Origin of the sequence: Streptomyces sp. NPDC047525, from assembly GCF_040643025.1 — a bacterium.
Taxonomy (GTDB): Bacteria; Actinomycetota; Actinomycetes; order Streptomycetales; family Streptomycetaceae; genus Streptomyces; species Streptomyces durmitorensis.
On sequence record NZ_JBEYTL010000006.1, the window covers coordinates 95,568 to 109,459 of the forward strand.

At 72.3% G+C, this 13,892-nt stretch carries 15 protein-coding genes; 8 read left to right on the forward strand and 7 right to left on the reverse strand.

The window, feature by feature from the left end:
* The first annotated feature begins 129 nt into the window (after window positions 1-129).
* On the forward strand, window positions 130-723 hold the full coding sequence (locus ABZ833_RS18595) for a sigma-70 family RNA polymerase sigma factor (protein ID WP_361047780.1): 594 nt from the start codon (window positions 130-132) through the stop codon (window positions 721-723).
* A 41-nt stretch (window positions 724-764) separates the two neighbouring features.
* On the opposite strand, the gene ABZ833_RS18600 is transcribed toward ABZ833_RS18595, so the two are convergent.
* Complete coding sequence (locus ABZ833_RS18600; protein WP_361047783.1) at window positions 765-2,405, reverse strand: BTAD domain-containing putative transcriptional regulator; 1,641 nt, start codon at window positions 2,403-2,405, stop codon at window positions 765-767.
* Between the two features lie 293 nt (window positions 2,406-2,698).
* On the opposite strand from ABZ833_RS18600, the gene ABZ833_RS18605 reads away from it, so the two are divergent.
* Window positions 2,699-3,286, forward strand: coding sequence for a hypothetical protein (locus tag ABZ833_RS18605; RefSeq protein ID WP_361047786.1), 588 nt, complete (start codon window positions 2,699-2,701; stop codon window positions 3,284-3,286).
* A 78-nt stretch (window positions 3,287-3,364) separates the two neighbouring features.
* Here the strand turns inward: ABZ833_RS18605 and ABZ833_RS18610 are convergent, their stop codons facing one another.
* Window positions 3,365-4,228 carry a MarR family transcriptional regulator gene (locus ABZ833_RS18610; protein ID WP_361047788.1) on the reverse strand — a complete coding sequence of 288 codons (864 nt, stop codon included), beginning with the start codon at window positions 4,226-4,228 and terminating at the stop codon, window positions 3,365-3,367.
* Window positions 4,229-4,430: 202 nt separating this feature from the next.
* Between ABZ833_RS18610 and ABZ833_RS18615 the strand changes: the two genes are divergently transcribed.
* Entirely contained in the window at window positions 4,431-5,327 is an 897-nt protein-coding gene (locus ABZ833_RS18615; RefSeq protein ID WP_361048735.1) for an ABC transporter ATP-binding protein, read from the forward strand.
* Complete coding sequence (locus ABZ833_RS18620; protein WP_361047790.1) at window positions 5,324-6,181, forward strand: ABC transporter permease; 858 nt, start codon at window positions 5,324-5,326, stop codon at window positions 6,179-6,181. Before ABZ833_RS18615 ends, ABZ833_RS18620 begins: the two co-directional genes overlap by 4 nt.
* A 105-nt stretch (window positions 6,182-6,286) precedes the next feature.
* Here ABZ833_RS18620 and ABZ833_RS18625 read toward each other — a convergent pair whose 3' ends face one another.
* Window positions 6,287-6,694 (reverse strand): CoA-binding protein, encoded by a 408-nt coding sequence (locus ABZ833_RS18625; RefSeq protein WP_361047793.1) that lies wholly within the window; start codon window positions 6,692-6,694, stop codon window positions 6,287-6,289.
* 45 nt (window positions 6,695-6,739) lie between these two features.
* Window positions 6,740-7,315 carry a TerD family protein gene (locus ABZ833_RS18630; RefSeq protein WP_361047795.1) on the reverse strand — a complete coding sequence of 192 codons (576 nt, stop codon included), beginning with the start codon at window positions 7,313-7,315 and terminating at the stop codon, window positions 6,740-6,742.
* 218 nt (window positions 7,316-7,533) lie between these two features.
* Here ABZ833_RS18630 and ABZ833_RS18635 point away from each other — a divergent pair, with 218 nt between their 5' ends.
* On the forward strand, window positions 7,534-7,929 hold the full coding sequence (locus ABZ833_RS18635) for a BlaI/MecI/CopY family transcriptional regulator (protein WP_361047797.1): 396 nt from the start codon (window positions 7,534-7,536) through the stop codon (window positions 7,927-7,929).
* 86 nt (window positions 7,930-8,015) lie between these two features.
* On the opposite strand, the gene ABZ833_RS18640 is transcribed toward ABZ833_RS18635, so the two are convergent.
* A complete protein-coding gene (locus tag ABZ833_RS18640; RefSeq protein ID WP_361047800.1) occupies window positions 8,016-8,471 on the reverse strand; it encodes a TerB family tellurite resistance protein in 456 nt (151 codons plus the stop codon).
* Window positions 8,472-8,563: 92 nt separating this feature from the next.
* On the opposite strand from ABZ833_RS18640, the gene ABZ833_RS18645 reads away from it, so the two are divergent.
* Window positions 8,564-9,241 (forward strand): transcriptional regulator, encoded by a 678-nt coding sequence (locus tag ABZ833_RS18645; protein ID WP_361047802.1) that lies wholly within the window; start codon window positions 8,564-8,566, stop codon window positions 9,239-9,241.
* 38 nt (window positions 9,242-9,279) lie between these two features.
* On the opposite strand, the gene ABZ833_RS18650 is transcribed toward ABZ833_RS18645, so the two are convergent.
* Window positions 9,280-9,924, reverse strand: a complete 645-nt coding sequence (locus ABZ833_RS18650) for a TetR/AcrR family transcriptional regulator C-terminal domain-containing protein (RefSeq protein WP_361047804.1) — start codon at window positions 9,922-9,924, stop codon at window positions 9,280-9,282.
* Between the two features lie 126 nt (window positions 9,925-10,050).
* Here ABZ833_RS18650 and ABZ833_RS18655 point away from each other — a divergent pair, with 126 nt between their 5' ends.
* Both ABZ833_RS18655 and ABZ833_RS18660 read left to right on the forward strand, forming a co-directional pair.
* Window positions 10,051-11,499, forward strand: a complete 1,449-nt coding sequence (locus ABZ833_RS18655; RefSeq protein WP_361047807.1) for an APC family permease — start codon at window positions 10,051-10,053, stop codon at window positions 11,497-11,499.
* Window positions 11,500-11,516: 17 nt separating this feature from the next.
* Window positions 11,517-13,145 carry an amidohydrolase gene (locus ABZ833_RS18660; RefSeq protein WP_361047809.1) on the forward strand — a complete coding sequence of 543 codons (1,629 nt, stop codon included), beginning with the start codon at window positions 11,517-11,519 and terminating at the stop codon, window positions 13,143-13,145.
* Here the strand turns inward: ABZ833_RS18660 and ABZ833_RS18665 are convergent.
* Window positions 13,120-13,788 carry a 4'-phosphopantetheinyl transferase superfamily protein gene (locus ABZ833_RS18665; RefSeq protein WP_361048737.1) on the reverse strand — a complete coding sequence of 223 codons (669 nt, stop codon included), beginning with the start codon at window positions 13,786-13,788 and terminating at the stop codon, window positions 13,120-13,122. The genes ABZ833_RS18660 and ABZ833_RS18665 overlap by 26 nt on opposite strands.
* Window positions 13,789-13,892 lie beyond the last annotated feature (104 nt).

Consider the following 13,892-nt stretch of genomic DNA (forward strand, 5'->3'; position numbering starts at 1 on the left):
ATCGCGCGCGGCCGGGCGGCTCGGGCATCGGTCGTACGCACTCGCGCGCGGCCGTACCCCCCTCACCGGATACGCCGGACGCATGTAGGTGCGGCGTACCCGGATCCCGGATCCCGAGAAGGACACCAGGTGATCATTCCTGCCCTGCCCAGCTCACCCGACGAGTCGATAACGGCCTGGGCGCTCGCCGCCCGCACCGGAGACCCCGAAGCGGTCGAGCACTTCGTACGCGCCCTGCACCGGGACGTCCGCCGGTACGTGACGTACCTCGGCGGCGACCCGCAGGCCGCCGACGACCTGACGCAGGACACGTTCCTGCGGGCCCTCGGCAGCCTGCACCGTTTCGAAGGGCGCTCGTCCGCCCGCACATGGCTGCTCTCCATCGCCCGGCGCGCGGTGATCGACAGCCTGCGGCACGCCGCGGCCCGGCCCCGTCTGTCCGACACGGACGACTGGCAGTCCGCCGCGGAGCGCGCCCAGCCCAGAGGGCTGCCGGGCTTCGACGACGGCGTGGTCCTCGCCGACCTGCTCGCGACGCTGCCCGACGAGCGGCGTGAGGCCTTCGTCCTCACCCAGCTCCTGGGGCTGCCCTACGCGGAGGCCGCGCTGCTCACCGGCTGTCCGGTGGGCACGGTCCGCTCGCGTGTGGCGCGGGCCCGCATCGCGCTGATGGAGCGGCTGCGGGAGGCGGAGCGCCCCGCGCTCGCGGGCGCCGCAGCCTGACGCGCCGCCCTGAGGCCGCCCGGTCAAGACGCCGGGCGGCCTCAGCCCGTGCGGGCGGCCAGCTCCGCGCGCGCCGCCCGCACCTCGTCCACGGCCTGCTGGTGCCCGCCGTCGGCGGCACAGCGCTCGGCCCGGTCGAGGAGGGCGCGGGCACGGTCCGGATCGACGGCCGTCCGCACCCGGGCGAGCGCCGTGAGCGCGAACGCGAGGACCGTGCCGCCGAACGGCTCGGCCAGGCCGACGGCCGCGTCCGCGAGCTGCTCCGCCTCGTCCGCCTCGCCGAGCAGCAGATGGATCTCGGCGAGGTTGGCGCGCTCGAAGGCGGTGGCCGTGGGCCGCCCGGCCTGTTCGGCGAGGGTGAGGGCGCGCCGCCCGTGGCCGAGCGCCTTGCGGTGCAGCCCCGCGCGGCGCGCGTTCTCGCGCAGGACGGACAGGACGGTGGCGAGGAGGGCCGGGTCGCCGGACTCCTCGGCCGGTGCGAGCGCCTGCTCGGCAGGCTCGATGGCGTCCTCGTGGCATCCCAACAGGCCGTGGCAGATGGCCTGTTGGGCCAGGCATCGCGCGAGCAGGGTGCCGTCCGCGTCCGGCCCGAGAACCACGTGCGCGCCGCGCGCCGCCGCGAGCCCCGCCTCGTACCGCCCCTCGTGGAAAAGGATCATCGACTCCGCCATGCGGTGCGCCGCCCGCACGTCCGCCGCGGCGTCAGGACCCGGCGGGTGGGCGTCGAGGACCGTGCGGGCCTCCCGCGGCGTCGCGGTGTGGGCCAGGATCTCCGCGAGGCGGGTGGCCGTCAACGTACGGGCGTCGGCACTGTGTTGGAGTTCGTACGCCGTCAGCGCCTCCCGCAGGACGCGGATCGCCTCGGCGTAGCGGCCCGAACGCTCCAGGGTGCGGGCCAAGGCCACGCGCACCCGTGCGGCATCCGCCTCGGGCTCGGCGGGCCGGTCGAGCGCAGCGCGGTGGAGCGCTGCCGTCTCGGGGCCCGGACGCGCTCCCGGGTCGGCGGCGTCGAGGGCCTGCGCGCACAGCTCGTACTGCCGGATCGCCGCGCGCCGCATCCCCTGCCGCAGCCAGGCTCTGATCAGCACGCGGTGGGCCCGCTCGTCCGCGGGGGCGGACTCCAGGAGGAGGCGCGCGCTCGCGCAGGCCTCCTGCGCCTCGCCCGCCGCGAGCTGCGCCTCCGCGAGGGCGAGCACGACCCGGTCGCGCAGCTCGGCTAGCCGGGTGCGGTGCGGTTCGGCCCAGGGGGCGTAGCGGTCCTCGGGGAGCAGCTCTCCGGTGAACGCGGCCAGCGCGGCGGCCAGTTGGGGTGTGTCACCGTCGGACAGCGCACTTTCGGCCAGGGTCTGGGCGCGGTCCGTGTCGACCTGGACCGCGCCCGGGGCCAGGCGCAGCAGTGCCCCGTCGGTCACCAGGTACGAGGATGCCGACCGGGGCGTCAGTTCGGGCTCGAGGGCGTGGCGTGCCGCGTGCACCACCACCCGCACGTTCCGCTGGGCGGCCGGGAGTTCCGCGTGCGGCCAGCACGCCGCCATGATGTGCTCGCGGTGCAGCTGGTGCCCCGGGGCGAGGGCGAGCAGTTTCACCAGCGTCCGGGCGCTGGGGCGTGGCCACCGCTCGGCGGGCTGCACCCCGTCGGTCCGCTCCGCACGGAAGCCGCCGAGCAACTGGATGCGGAGCACGGGGGGAGAGGTGCCTGGGCTCCCCTGAGTGTCGTACGCGTGTGCCGTTCCGCCCGTGCCGCCCATGAGGCCAGTCACTCTAACCGCTCGCTCCCACCGGCCTGTTACCGGTGCGTTACTGGCCGGATCACGCCCCTCGTCGCCCCACGTCAGACGGGTCCCGCTCAGCCGATCGCGTCGACTTCGCTCAGCCGCCCGCGAGCCTGCGGCAACGCGTTGACCTGCGCGGAAAGCCTCCCGAAGATATTGCCGATCACAGCTGCCGTCCCCTGTGTCCCCTCTCTGGAGGAAGCGTGAAGCGTTCCCAAGTCCTTTCCGTGGGCGTCGCGTTGTTGCTCTCGGGCAGTGCCGTCGCGGCCAACGCCGCCGACAGCCCCGCCGCGCCCGCGGCCGGGCCCGCCGCCAAGCGCGCGTCCGCCGACGCCACTTGGTGCAAGAAGCAGGGCGGTGCCGCACAGAAGCAGGTCCCGTACTACACCAAGACCGGAACGCAGATCGTCCGGCTCGGCGGCGAACGCGAGATGTGCGTCTTCACCGGCGAGGACGGCACCAAGATCACGATTGGCGCCGACAGCCTCGCCGCGGACAAGCCCACGCTGGCCGCGCTCGCCTACGTCCACAAGCCCGCCGACCCGGGCGGCCACCCCGGCAACCCGTCCCTCGGCTACTGCAAGTCCATCAACGGCACCGCCCTGTACGGCCCGAAGCCGACGGACGGCGGAGGCTGGGCCAAGAAGGGCGAGACCAACCCCTCGAACGTCGTCTCCGCCTGCATGTTCGCCGACGGTTCGGTGATCGACGCGTGGGGTCTCAAGTACCACTCGGGCGACGTGATCCGCGGCGCGGACCTGACGGAGAAGTTCCGCGCGGACATCCCGTAGCGGCCCCCGCACGAAGTGCCCCGCACCCTGACTGCCCGGCGTGCGGGGCGCTTCCCCCCTTCTCCCCGGCGGCCACGGCTAGGAGGCAGGTCGCCCCAAGGCCTTGAGCTGCTCCGGAGTGAGCCGGTCCGGTCCGGTGAGGAGCAGTGCACCGGTGACGCGATCCCGGGGCCAGCCCAGCGCTGCGGCCAGTTGGTGCTCCGTCAGGGATGCGCCCGCGTGCCGCAGTGCGGCCAGCACGGTCAGGGCGTCGTCGACGGTTTCCGTGCCGCCGCTCATGTCGTCGCTGAGCGTCGCGAAGAACTGGCTCATCTGGGCCAGCCGCGAGCCCGCGGGGGTCGCCGCGTCGAGGACGTCGACCCCTCGCTGTGCGGTCTCGGCCCACATCGCGTGCTTCTGGGCGCTCGCCATCCAGGCGCTGAGCCAGACGTCGTCGTCGATGACGTACCGCTCGCGACGGTGCCCCGGATCGCGTACGCGGCCGATCACCTCAAGGCCCTCCAGATAGCCCACGGCCTTGGACACCGAAGCGGCGCTGACCCGCAGCCGCCGGACGAGGTCGGCGGCGGTGAGACTGCCCGAGTCATCGGTGATCAGGCGGGCAAGGACCCGCGCGGCCATGCGGGGCACCCCGGTCCTGACCATGAGCGCCGCGAGCTGCTCGGCGAAGTCGCGTACGGCATCGGGGTCGCGTCCGTACGCGTCGGCGGGTGCGGCCGGCTCGCGGCGAGGGATCTGCCTGCGCCGGCGGGCGCGTCGTTCGGTGGCGAGGTGGGCGTGGTCGACGCGGTACGCGTCGGGGCCGCCGTTGCGGGTCACCTCACGGCTGATGGTCGACGTCGGTCTGCCGAGGCTCCTGGCGATCTCGGTGTACTTGAGCCCCTCGGCGAGCCCCGCGCCGATGTGCCTGCGGTCCTGGTGGGTCAGCCTGCCTCCCGGCATACGCGTGGACCTCCTTGCGTTCATCGGCAAGTTCATTGCAACAGATCCTTGAAATCCCCTACTGGGGACGGTTTCCAGGTCAGTTATTCATTGATGGCTCACTGAACGCAACGTAGCTTCGCCGACATCTGCACGGATACGGCGAGGAGTTGACGTGACGACGACGAGCGAGGACGTCGTGCTCGATGTCGAGGGGCTGCGCATGCGCTACGGCACGGCGGACGTGCTGCGCGACGTGACGTTCCGGGCCCGGCACGGCGAGGTGGTCGCCCTGCTCGGGCCCAACGGGGCGGGCAAGACCACCACCATCGAGATCATGGAAGGGTTCCGCATGCGCTCGGCGGGCCGGGTCAGGGTGCTCGGCACGGATCCGGCGCTCGGCACCGAGGCATGGCGTGCGCGCATCGGGGTCGTCCTGCAGTCCTGGCGCGACCACGGCAAGTGGCGGGTGCGCGAGCTGCTCGCGCACCTCGGGACGTACTACGCCCCCTACTCCACCGGTACGATCCGGCGGCCGTGGGACACCGACGAACTCATGGCGGCGGTCGGCCTGACCGCGCACGCGGGCAAGAAGGTCAAGACGCTGTCCGGCGGCCAGCGGCGCAGGCTGGACGTGGCGATCGGCATCGTGGGCCGCCCGGAACTGCTGTTCCTGGACGAGCCCACCGCGGGCTTCGACCCGGAGGCCAGGCAGGAGTTCCACGAACTCGTCCACCGCCTCGCCGACGATCACCGGACCACGATCCTGCTCACCACGCACGACCTGCACGAGGCGGGCAGGCTCGCCGACCGCATCATGATCCTCTCCGGGGGACGGATCATCGCGGACGGTTCGGCGGACGAGCTGGCGCGGCGGATCGCGGGCGAGGACGAGGTGCGCTGGACGTGCGAGGGGCGGCAGTTCGTGAAGTCGACGGCCGAATCGACGTCCTTTGTCCGTGAGTTGTTCCGCGAGTACGGCGATGGCGTGAGCGAACTGGAGGTCCGCAGGGCCTCGTTGGAGGACACCTATCTGGCGCTGGTCCGAGGCGAGGGCGAGACCGGGACGGCGTACGGGACCGGCACGACGCGCGGGACCGCGAAGGCGGTGGCCCTGTGAACGCGACGAGTACGACGAGCGTGGCGGTCCGGGCGGGCTGGAGCCGTGGCCTGATCGAACTGCGGCAGTCCTTCACCAACGGCGGTGACGTGCTGTCGCATCTGCTCTGGCCGGTCCTGATGCTGACCGTCATGTTCTTCATGCGGGACACGGCGTTCGGCACCAGCGGACTCCTGCTCGGCACCCTCGCCCTGCCGAGCATCCTGGGCATGAACGCCGCGATGGGCATGGTCAGCATGAGCCAGGCGCTCACCGCCGAACGCGAGGACGGCACCCTGCTGCGCGCCAAGGCGACGCCGCACGGGATGCCGGGCTACCTCATCGGCAAGGTCGTCTCCGTGGCGGGCGGCCTTCTCGCCGACCTGGCGATCCTGCTGATCCCCGGGATCTTCGTCGTCGGGGGCCTCGCGATCGGCGGCCCCGGCTCCTGGGCGACGCTGACCTGGGTCCTTCTCCTGGGCATGGTCGCGACCCTGCCCATCGGCGCGGTCCTCGGCTCGGTGTTCACCAGCGCGCGCAGTCAGGGCCTGATCCAGCTGCCGGTCCTGGGCATGATCGCGATCTCCGGCATCTTCTACCCGATCACCGCGATGCCGGACTGGCTGCAATGGGTCGCTCAGGCGTTCCCCATCTACTGGCTCGGTCTCGGCATGCGCTCGGCGCTGCTGCCGGACGGCGCGGCCGGGATCGAGATCGCCGCATCCTGGCGGCACTGGGAGACGGCCGGGGTGCTGGGCGCCTGGGCCGTGCTCGGCCTGCTCGTGGCCCCGGTCGTGCTGCGCCGCATGGCACGCAGGGAGTCGGGCTCCAGCGTGGCGGCGCGACGGGAGAGGGCGCTGCGGCGGGTGGGTTGACGGTGGGGTTCCCCGCGCCCGTCAGGGGCGCGGGGAACCCCACGACCACCGGCCCGCGGGCCGGTCACCGGGCCCGCGCACCCGCACCGCACCCCCGGCGGAGCGTTACCCCAGCATCGGCAGTTCGATCGCCGGGCAGCGGTCCATCACCATGTCCAGGCCTGCCGCCCGCGTCCGCTCGTACGCCGCCTCGTCGATGACGCCCAGCTGGAACCAGACCGCCTGTGCGCCGATCGCGACGGCTTCCTCGGCTGCCTGGCCCGCGAGGGCGCTGTTGAGGAAGACGTCCACGACGTCGATCTTGAAGGGCACGGCGGAGAGGGACGGGTAGCCCTTCTCGCCGTGCACCGTCTCGGCCTTCGGGTGGATGGGGACGACGCGCTTGCCATAGCGCTGCAGGACGCCCGCGACCCCGTACGCCGCTCGTTCCTCGTTCGTGGAAAGGCCCACGACCGCCCAGGTGTCCCCGAGCTCCGTCAGGATCTTGCGCACTGTTGCCGGATCGCCGTACACGTCCCGCTCCTTCTGCCGCCGATGGTGGGTGGATGGGCGCGTGCGTCAGACATGCACGCCGAAGTCCGACGCGATGCCGCGCAGCCCACTGGCATAACCCTGGCCGACCGCGCGGAATTTCCACTCCGTGCCGTGGCGGTAGAGCTCGCCGAAGACCATGGCGGTCTCGGTCGAGGCGTCCTCGGAGAGGTCGTAGCGGGCGATCTCCACGTTGTCGGCCTGGTTGACCACGCGGATGAAGGCGTTGCGGACCTGGCCGAAGCTCTGGCCGCGGTTCTCGGCGTCGTGGATGGAGACCGGGAAGACGATCTTCGTGATCGTGCCGGGGACCGCCGCGAGGTTCACCTTCACGGCCTCGTCGTCGCCCTCGCCCTCACCGGTGAGGTTGTCGCCGGTGTGCTCGACCGAACCGTCGGGGCTCTTGAGGTTGTTGTAGAAGATGAAGTGCTCGTCGGAGACGACCTTCCCCGATTCGTCGCAGAGCAGTGCGCTCGCGTCGAGGTCGTAGTCCGTGCCGGTGGTCGTGCGGACGTCCCAGCCCAGGCCGACCAGGACGGCGGTGAGGCCGGGGGCCTCCTTGCTGAGCGAGACATTGCCGCCCTTGGCCAGGGAAACTCCCACGATGTCCTCCTGATGTCCTGAGGTGAAGTGCGTACCGGCCTTGGTCAGGGCCGGAGTGGAAAATCTACAGCACTGTAGAAGTAGCGGGTGTGTCGCGTCCCGGCACCTCGTCCCGGTACTGCGTCCCGTTACGATGTGGCGCTCCTCAAGGGGCCGTCAAGAGAGCCGTCAAGACAGCCGTCGGGACAGATGGCCGGGCATCCGGGAGGGACGCGGGCATGGAGCGGCACGAACACGAAGCGCGGCAGCCCCGCCTCCGTCGGCGTGCGCAGGGCGAGTTGGAGGCGCAGGTGCTCGCGGTGCTGCACGGCGCGGCGGGGCCGGTGAACGCGGCCTGGGTGCAGGAACGTATCGGCGGGGATCTCGCGTACACCACGGTGATGACGATCCTGACCCGGCTGCTGGCCAAGAGCGCCGTCACGCGCGAGCGCGTGGGCCGGTCGTTCGCGTGGAGTTCGGCGGCGGGCGGGGCGGGGCTCGCCGCGCTGCGGATGCGCAAGGTGCTCGACGGCGAACGCGACCGGGGGGCCGTCCTCGCCAGTTTCGTCACCACGCTCTCGGCCGACGACGAGCGGATGCTGCGGGGGCTCCTGGGGCCGGCGGGCGCGGTGTAGCGGGCCTGCGACCCGAGGGCTCGCGGTGAACGGAGGCGGCCCGCCACCTGGGCCGCCGCACCGCGAGCCCCTCCGGCGGCGGTGGTTCAGAGGTCGAACTCGTGCGGCGGCAGGTCGAGCGCGAAGCACGCCTCCCGCACGACGGCCCGCTCCGTCTGGTCGAAGTCGCCGTCCGCGCCGCCGATGACGATGCCGATCTGGATCACGGCGCGCGCCTCGGCGGGCTTCTTCTTCGCCTTGGCGACCTCCTGCAACACGCTGACCTTGCCGAACGCGAAGTCGGCGGTCAGCTTGTCGACGTACTCCTCGAAGCGGCGGCGCAGCTCGTCGGCGGAGAAGTTCTGCAGTACTTCGTTGGTGGCGATGAGCTGGGCCACGCGCTGTCGCTCGGACGGATCGATCGAGCCGTCAGCGGCCGCCACGAGGGCGCACATCGCCATACTGGAGTCGCGGAAGGCGCCGCTCTTGAGGTCGTTCTTCTTCGCCATGAGCTGGGTCTGCATCGTCGATGCGGATTCCTTGACGCGGTCCCACAGGGCCATGAGAGCTCCGTACGTTGATTTCTTGTTTCTACAGTAGTGTAGAAACTAACAGGGGTGCCGAGAAGTTCCGCCGACGGCAGGGAGGACGGACGATGACACGGACCGCACAGGAGCTGCTCGACGCCGTGGCCGCGCGGCTCGCACCCGACCCGGCGGCCAACCCGCTCGTCCCGCGGTTCGCGGACGGCACCGCGCACCGTTCCGCGATCGCCGCTCTCGCTCTGGAGCAGCGCTCCGTGATCCCCGCCGACCGCCGCTCCTTCCTGCACCTGGCCGAACGCTCGGCCGCCGCGGGGGAAGCCGAGTGCGCGGCCTTCTTCCGCACCCTCGCCGAAGGCGAGACGCTCGCCTTCGAACGGCTCGGCGCCCTGGTCGCGGCGTGCGGCGTGGACAAGGCCGACGCCGACGCGTACGAACCGAGCGTCGGCTGCCAGGCCTATCCGGCGTACGTGGCCTGGCTCGCCCTGAACGGCACCCCCGTCGACGTGGTCCTCGCCCTGAACGCCAACTTCGCTGCCTGGGGCGCCTGTTGTGCGACGCTGGCCCAGGCGCTTCCCGTCCACTACGGCTTCAGCGACGAGGCCTGCGCGTTCTTCGCCTTCTTCGCGGAGCCCGCGCCCGACCTGGAGCGGCAGGCGCTCGCCGCGGTGCACGCGGGCATGGACCGGGGCCTGGACGCGACAGGGACCGCTCTGCGCCACGGCAAGCTGTTGCAGCGCTACGAGGCGATGTTCTGGGAGACACTCGCCGATCCCACGCGCGGCCTCTGACCGCTTCTGACCGTCCGCCCCCCCCGGAACTCACCGTTCTACTCCCCGCGGAACTCCGCGAGTTGAGCCACGAGGCCGCGGACCAGCGCGTCGAGCCCCGCCGCGAACGCCTCATCGGCCCGCCCCGCCTTGTCGCCGCCGACAGCACTGTCCAGCGCGGCGGCCAGGACGGGCACCCGGGGCGCGTGCCCGGCGGGGTCGATCATCAGCGGCGGCGCCACGAGATCGAGCGCCGAGCCGAGAAGGAAGGACTCGACGCTGGTCAGCGCCGCGACCAGGCGTTCCTGCGGCCAGCCGCCACGGGCCAGCGCCGCGACGACCGCCTCGTACATGCTGAGCGTGGCAGGCGAGCTGATGGTCGTCGTGGCCAGCAGGTCGATCGAGTGCGGGTGCCCGGCAAAGGCGTCGCGGTACGAACGGGCCCACGCGGCAAGGGCGTCGGGCCACGGCAGCGTGTCGAAGGCGGAGACGTCCATCTCCTCCACGATCAGGCGCCGTACGCCCTCGATGACCTCCGCGCGGCCGTCCAGATGGTTGTAGAGCGAGGCGGTCTTCACACCGAGCCGCTCGGCCAGGCGGGACAGGCTGAACGCGTCGGCCCCCTCGGCGTCGATCAGCGCGAGGGCCTCCCGCGCTATCAGGTCCGCGCTGAGCACCGGTATGCGAGGTCTCCCTCTGCCCATGGCCTGGCAACTCCCTTCTCCGGACGGGGTCTTCACAGCCGCCCGTGTGCAGAGTACGGTCCTGCCAAGGCCGGACTAAAGGCTTTAGTTTTCGGACCTGCGTGCCTGACCGCTTGGAGTGTCCGCGTGACCGCACCCACCTCCCGCGCCGCCAAGGGCCTGAGCGGCGGCGCCGTCGGCACCGGAGATCTCGTCTTCTTCGTCGTGGCCGCGGCCGCGCCGCTGACCGTGATGGCCGGAGTGGCCCCGCTGGCGATCGGCATGGCGGGCGAGGCGGCGCCGCTCGGCTACCTGATGTCGGGGCTGCTGCTCATCGTCTTCGCGGCCGGATTCACCGCGATGAGCCGCTTCGTCCGCAACGCCGGAGCCTTCTACGCCTACATCGGCCGCGGTCTCGGACGCCCGGCGGGAGCGGGGTCCGCCTACGTCGCGCTCTTCTCGTACAACGCCATCGAGGTCGGACTGCTCGTCGCCTTCGGGTGGTTCACCGAGTCCGGGTTCGACGACCTGACCGGGGTGCGCGTCGCCTGGTGGATCTGGGCGCTCGCCGGGCTCGTCGCCATCGGTGTGCTCGGCTATCTGAAGGTCACGTTCAGCGCCAAGGTCCTCGGTGTCGCGCTGGTCCTCGAAGTCCTCGTGCTGCTGGTCTTCGAGGCCGGGCTGCTCGCGCACGGCGGCGGGCCGCGCGGGCTCGACCTGGGCACGCTCTCCCCGGAGCACCTGGGCGGATCGGGCGTCGGCGGCATGTTCGTGCTCGCCGTCGGCGCCTTCGTCGGGTTCGAGGCGACGGCCATCTACGCGGAGGAGGCGAGGGAGCCGGAGCGCACGGTGCCGCGCGCCACCTACATCGCCGTGGCGTTCCTCGCGCTCTTCTACACCTTCACGGTGTGGATGATCATCAACGCCTATGGATCCGACCGCGCCCAGGACATCGCCAATGGGGAGGGCGGTGCCGACATGGTCTTCACGGCCACCGAGCGGTTCGCCGGGGCCTGGGCCGCCGACTCCCTGCACGTACTGATCATCACCAGCGCCTTCGCCGCGACCCTCGCCTTCCACAACGGCGCCGCCCGCTACTTCTACGCCCTGGGCCGCGAAGGGCTGCTGCCGCGCCGCCTCGCCGCCGTGTCGCCGAAGACGCGGGCCCCCGTGACAGCGGTCGTGACGCAGTCGGTCATCGCGCTGGCCGTGGTCGCCGTGACCGTCGCCTCCGGCGCGGATCCGTACACCGTCACCTTTCTGTGGAGCAACGGCTCCGGAATCCTCGGCGTGATGCTGCTGCAGGCGCTCGCCGCGCTCGCGGTGTACGGATTCTTCCGGCGCGAGCGCCGGGGCATGCCCGCCTGGCGGGTGGTCGCGGCCCCGCTGACCGCCTGCGCGGGCCTCGCGGTACTGATCGCCCTGGTGTGTGCCAACCTCGATCTCCTGACGGGGGCTTCGAACGGCGTCAACGCGGCACTCGTCGCACCGCTGCCCGTCCTGTTCGCGGCGGGGGTGGCAAGGGCCCGGTGGATCCGGCGGCGTGATCCGCGGGCGTACGAACGGCTGACGACGGTGGACGCGGAGAGCGTGTGACGGAGGGGCAGGGCGGCATGAGGGAAGAGACGGGAACGCGGGTGTTCCTGGGGGCGGTGCGCACCGGAAGCGACGCCCATCCGGACACGACGGCACTCGCGGTGCGCGACGGACGCGTCGTCGCACTCGGGGATGAGGCCCGCGCGCTCGCCGAAGTGGCGGACGACGTGGTCGAGTTGGGTGACGGGCTGCTCCTTGCCGCCTTCGGCGACGGGCACGCCCACCCGCTCTTCGGCGGTCTGGAGAGCTTCGGGCCGCAGATCAAGGACCTCACCTCGGTCGACGCGATCGTCGCGGAGGTCGGACGGTGGGCCGCCGCGCACCCGGACGCGGAGTGGATCGTCGGCGCTTCCTACGACCCCGCGCTCGCGCCCGGCGGCGAGTTCGACGCGCGATGGCTCGACGCGGCGGTGGCCGGGCGGCCCGTCGTGCTGCGGGCGTACGACTACCACACGGTGTGGTGCAACACGGAGGCGCTGCGCCGGGCAGGCGTGCATGACGCGACGCCGGATCCGCGCCTCGGCTGGATCGTCCGGTGCCCCGACGGCTCGCCCCTGGGCACGCTGCGCGAGTGGCACGCCTGCGACCTGGTGCTCGATCAGGTGCCGGCCCGCGACGAGGCCGAACTGGTCGAAGCCGTGCGCCGCGCCGGTCAGGCGTACGCGCGTGCGGGCATCACCTGGGTGCAGGACGCCTGGGTCGAACCGGAGATGGTCGATGCCTACCTCGCGGCGGTCCGGCACGACGCCCTGAGCGTCCGCGTGGACCTGGCCCAGCGCGCCGACCCCGACCACTGGCGCAAACAGCGGGAGCAGTTCGACGCGGCGCGCGGGCGCGTGGCGGCCGAGGGAGGCCCGCTGCTGTCGGCGCGCACGGTGAAGTACTTCAGCGACGGCGTGATCGAGGGCGGTACGGCCGCGCTGCTCGACCCCTATCTGGACGCGCCGCACAGCTGCGGCATGCCGGTGTGGGAGCCGCGCGCGCTCGCCGAAGCGGTGTGCGCGTTCGACGCCGACGGCTTCCAGACGCACATCCACGCCATCGGGGACGCGGGCGTACGGGCCGCGCTCGACGCGGTTCAGTCCGCGGTCCTCGCCAATCCGGCCTGGGACCGGCGGCCCGTGATCACCCATGTCCAGCTCGTCGACCCGGCCGACCTGCCGCGCTTCGCCGCGCTCGGCGTCATCGCCAACTTCGAACCCCTGTGGGCGCAGCCCGACCCGCTCCAGACCGATCTGTCGATGCCGCGGATCGGCGCCGAACGGTCCGACCGGCAGTACCCCATGGGGGAGTTGGCGCGCGACGGGGTGCGGCTCTCCTTCGGCAGCGACTGGCCCGTCAGCTCGCACGAGCCGCTGGAGGGCATCCAAGTCGCCGTCACCAGGCGCACGTTCGACGGGATTCCGCAGGACGGCTGGACCCCGCACCAGCGGCTCACCGTGGAACAGGCGCTGGCCGCGGCCACCAGCGGCGTCGCGCACCAGGCGGGCGCCGACGACCGCGTCGCGCTCGTGCCCGGCGCGCCCGCGGATCTGGTCCTGCTCTCCGCCGACCCGCGCGCGGTCGACCCGATGGCCATCCGGCACGTGCGCGTGCTCGGCACGTGGCTGGGCGGCGTCCCTACGTACCGGACTCCGCAGGAGTGAGGGGCAGGACGATGGCGGTGACGGCGATGCCGTCGCGTATCTGCCAGGTGCCCCGGAACCCCGTCAGCTCGCGGCCCGCCACGCGCGGTCCGGGGACGAGGAGCGCCGCGCTGAACGTGCCGTCCGGATCGAGGTCGAGGCGGGCGTCCTCGAAGCCGAGCCAGCGCCCGGTGAGCGGGAACCACGTCTTGTAGACGGACTCCTTGGCGCTGAAGAGCAGCCGGTCCCAGGGGACGTCCGGGTGCCGGATGCCGAGTCCGGCGAGGGCCGCGCGCTCCGTCTCGTCCGAGACAAGCTTCAGGACGTCGGCGTCGGCGAGCGGAGCGGCGGGCTCCGCGTCGATGCCGATGGACCGGACCGCCGAGGAGCGGGCCACGACCGCGGCGCGGTAGCCCACGCAGTGCGTCATGCTGCCGACGATGCCGTCGGGCCAGCGCGGTGCGCCCTTGGGACCCGGCAGGATCGGCACGGGCGGTATGCCGAGTTCGGACAGGGCGGTACGGGCGCACTGCCGGACCGTGGCGAATTCGCGGCGCCGCTTGTCCACGGCCCGCGCCACGACGTTCGCCTCCTCGGGGAACAGGAAGGGGTCGGCCGGGTCCTCGCGGGTCTCCACGACGGTGACGGGCGCAGCGGCGAGCAGCGACTCCAACACGTCGGTGCCGCGGGGGACTTGGCTCAAGTGATTCGAAGGTGACGTCACAACGGATCACCGTACCGGGGCCGTGGTCTGCGCGGGGGCCTACG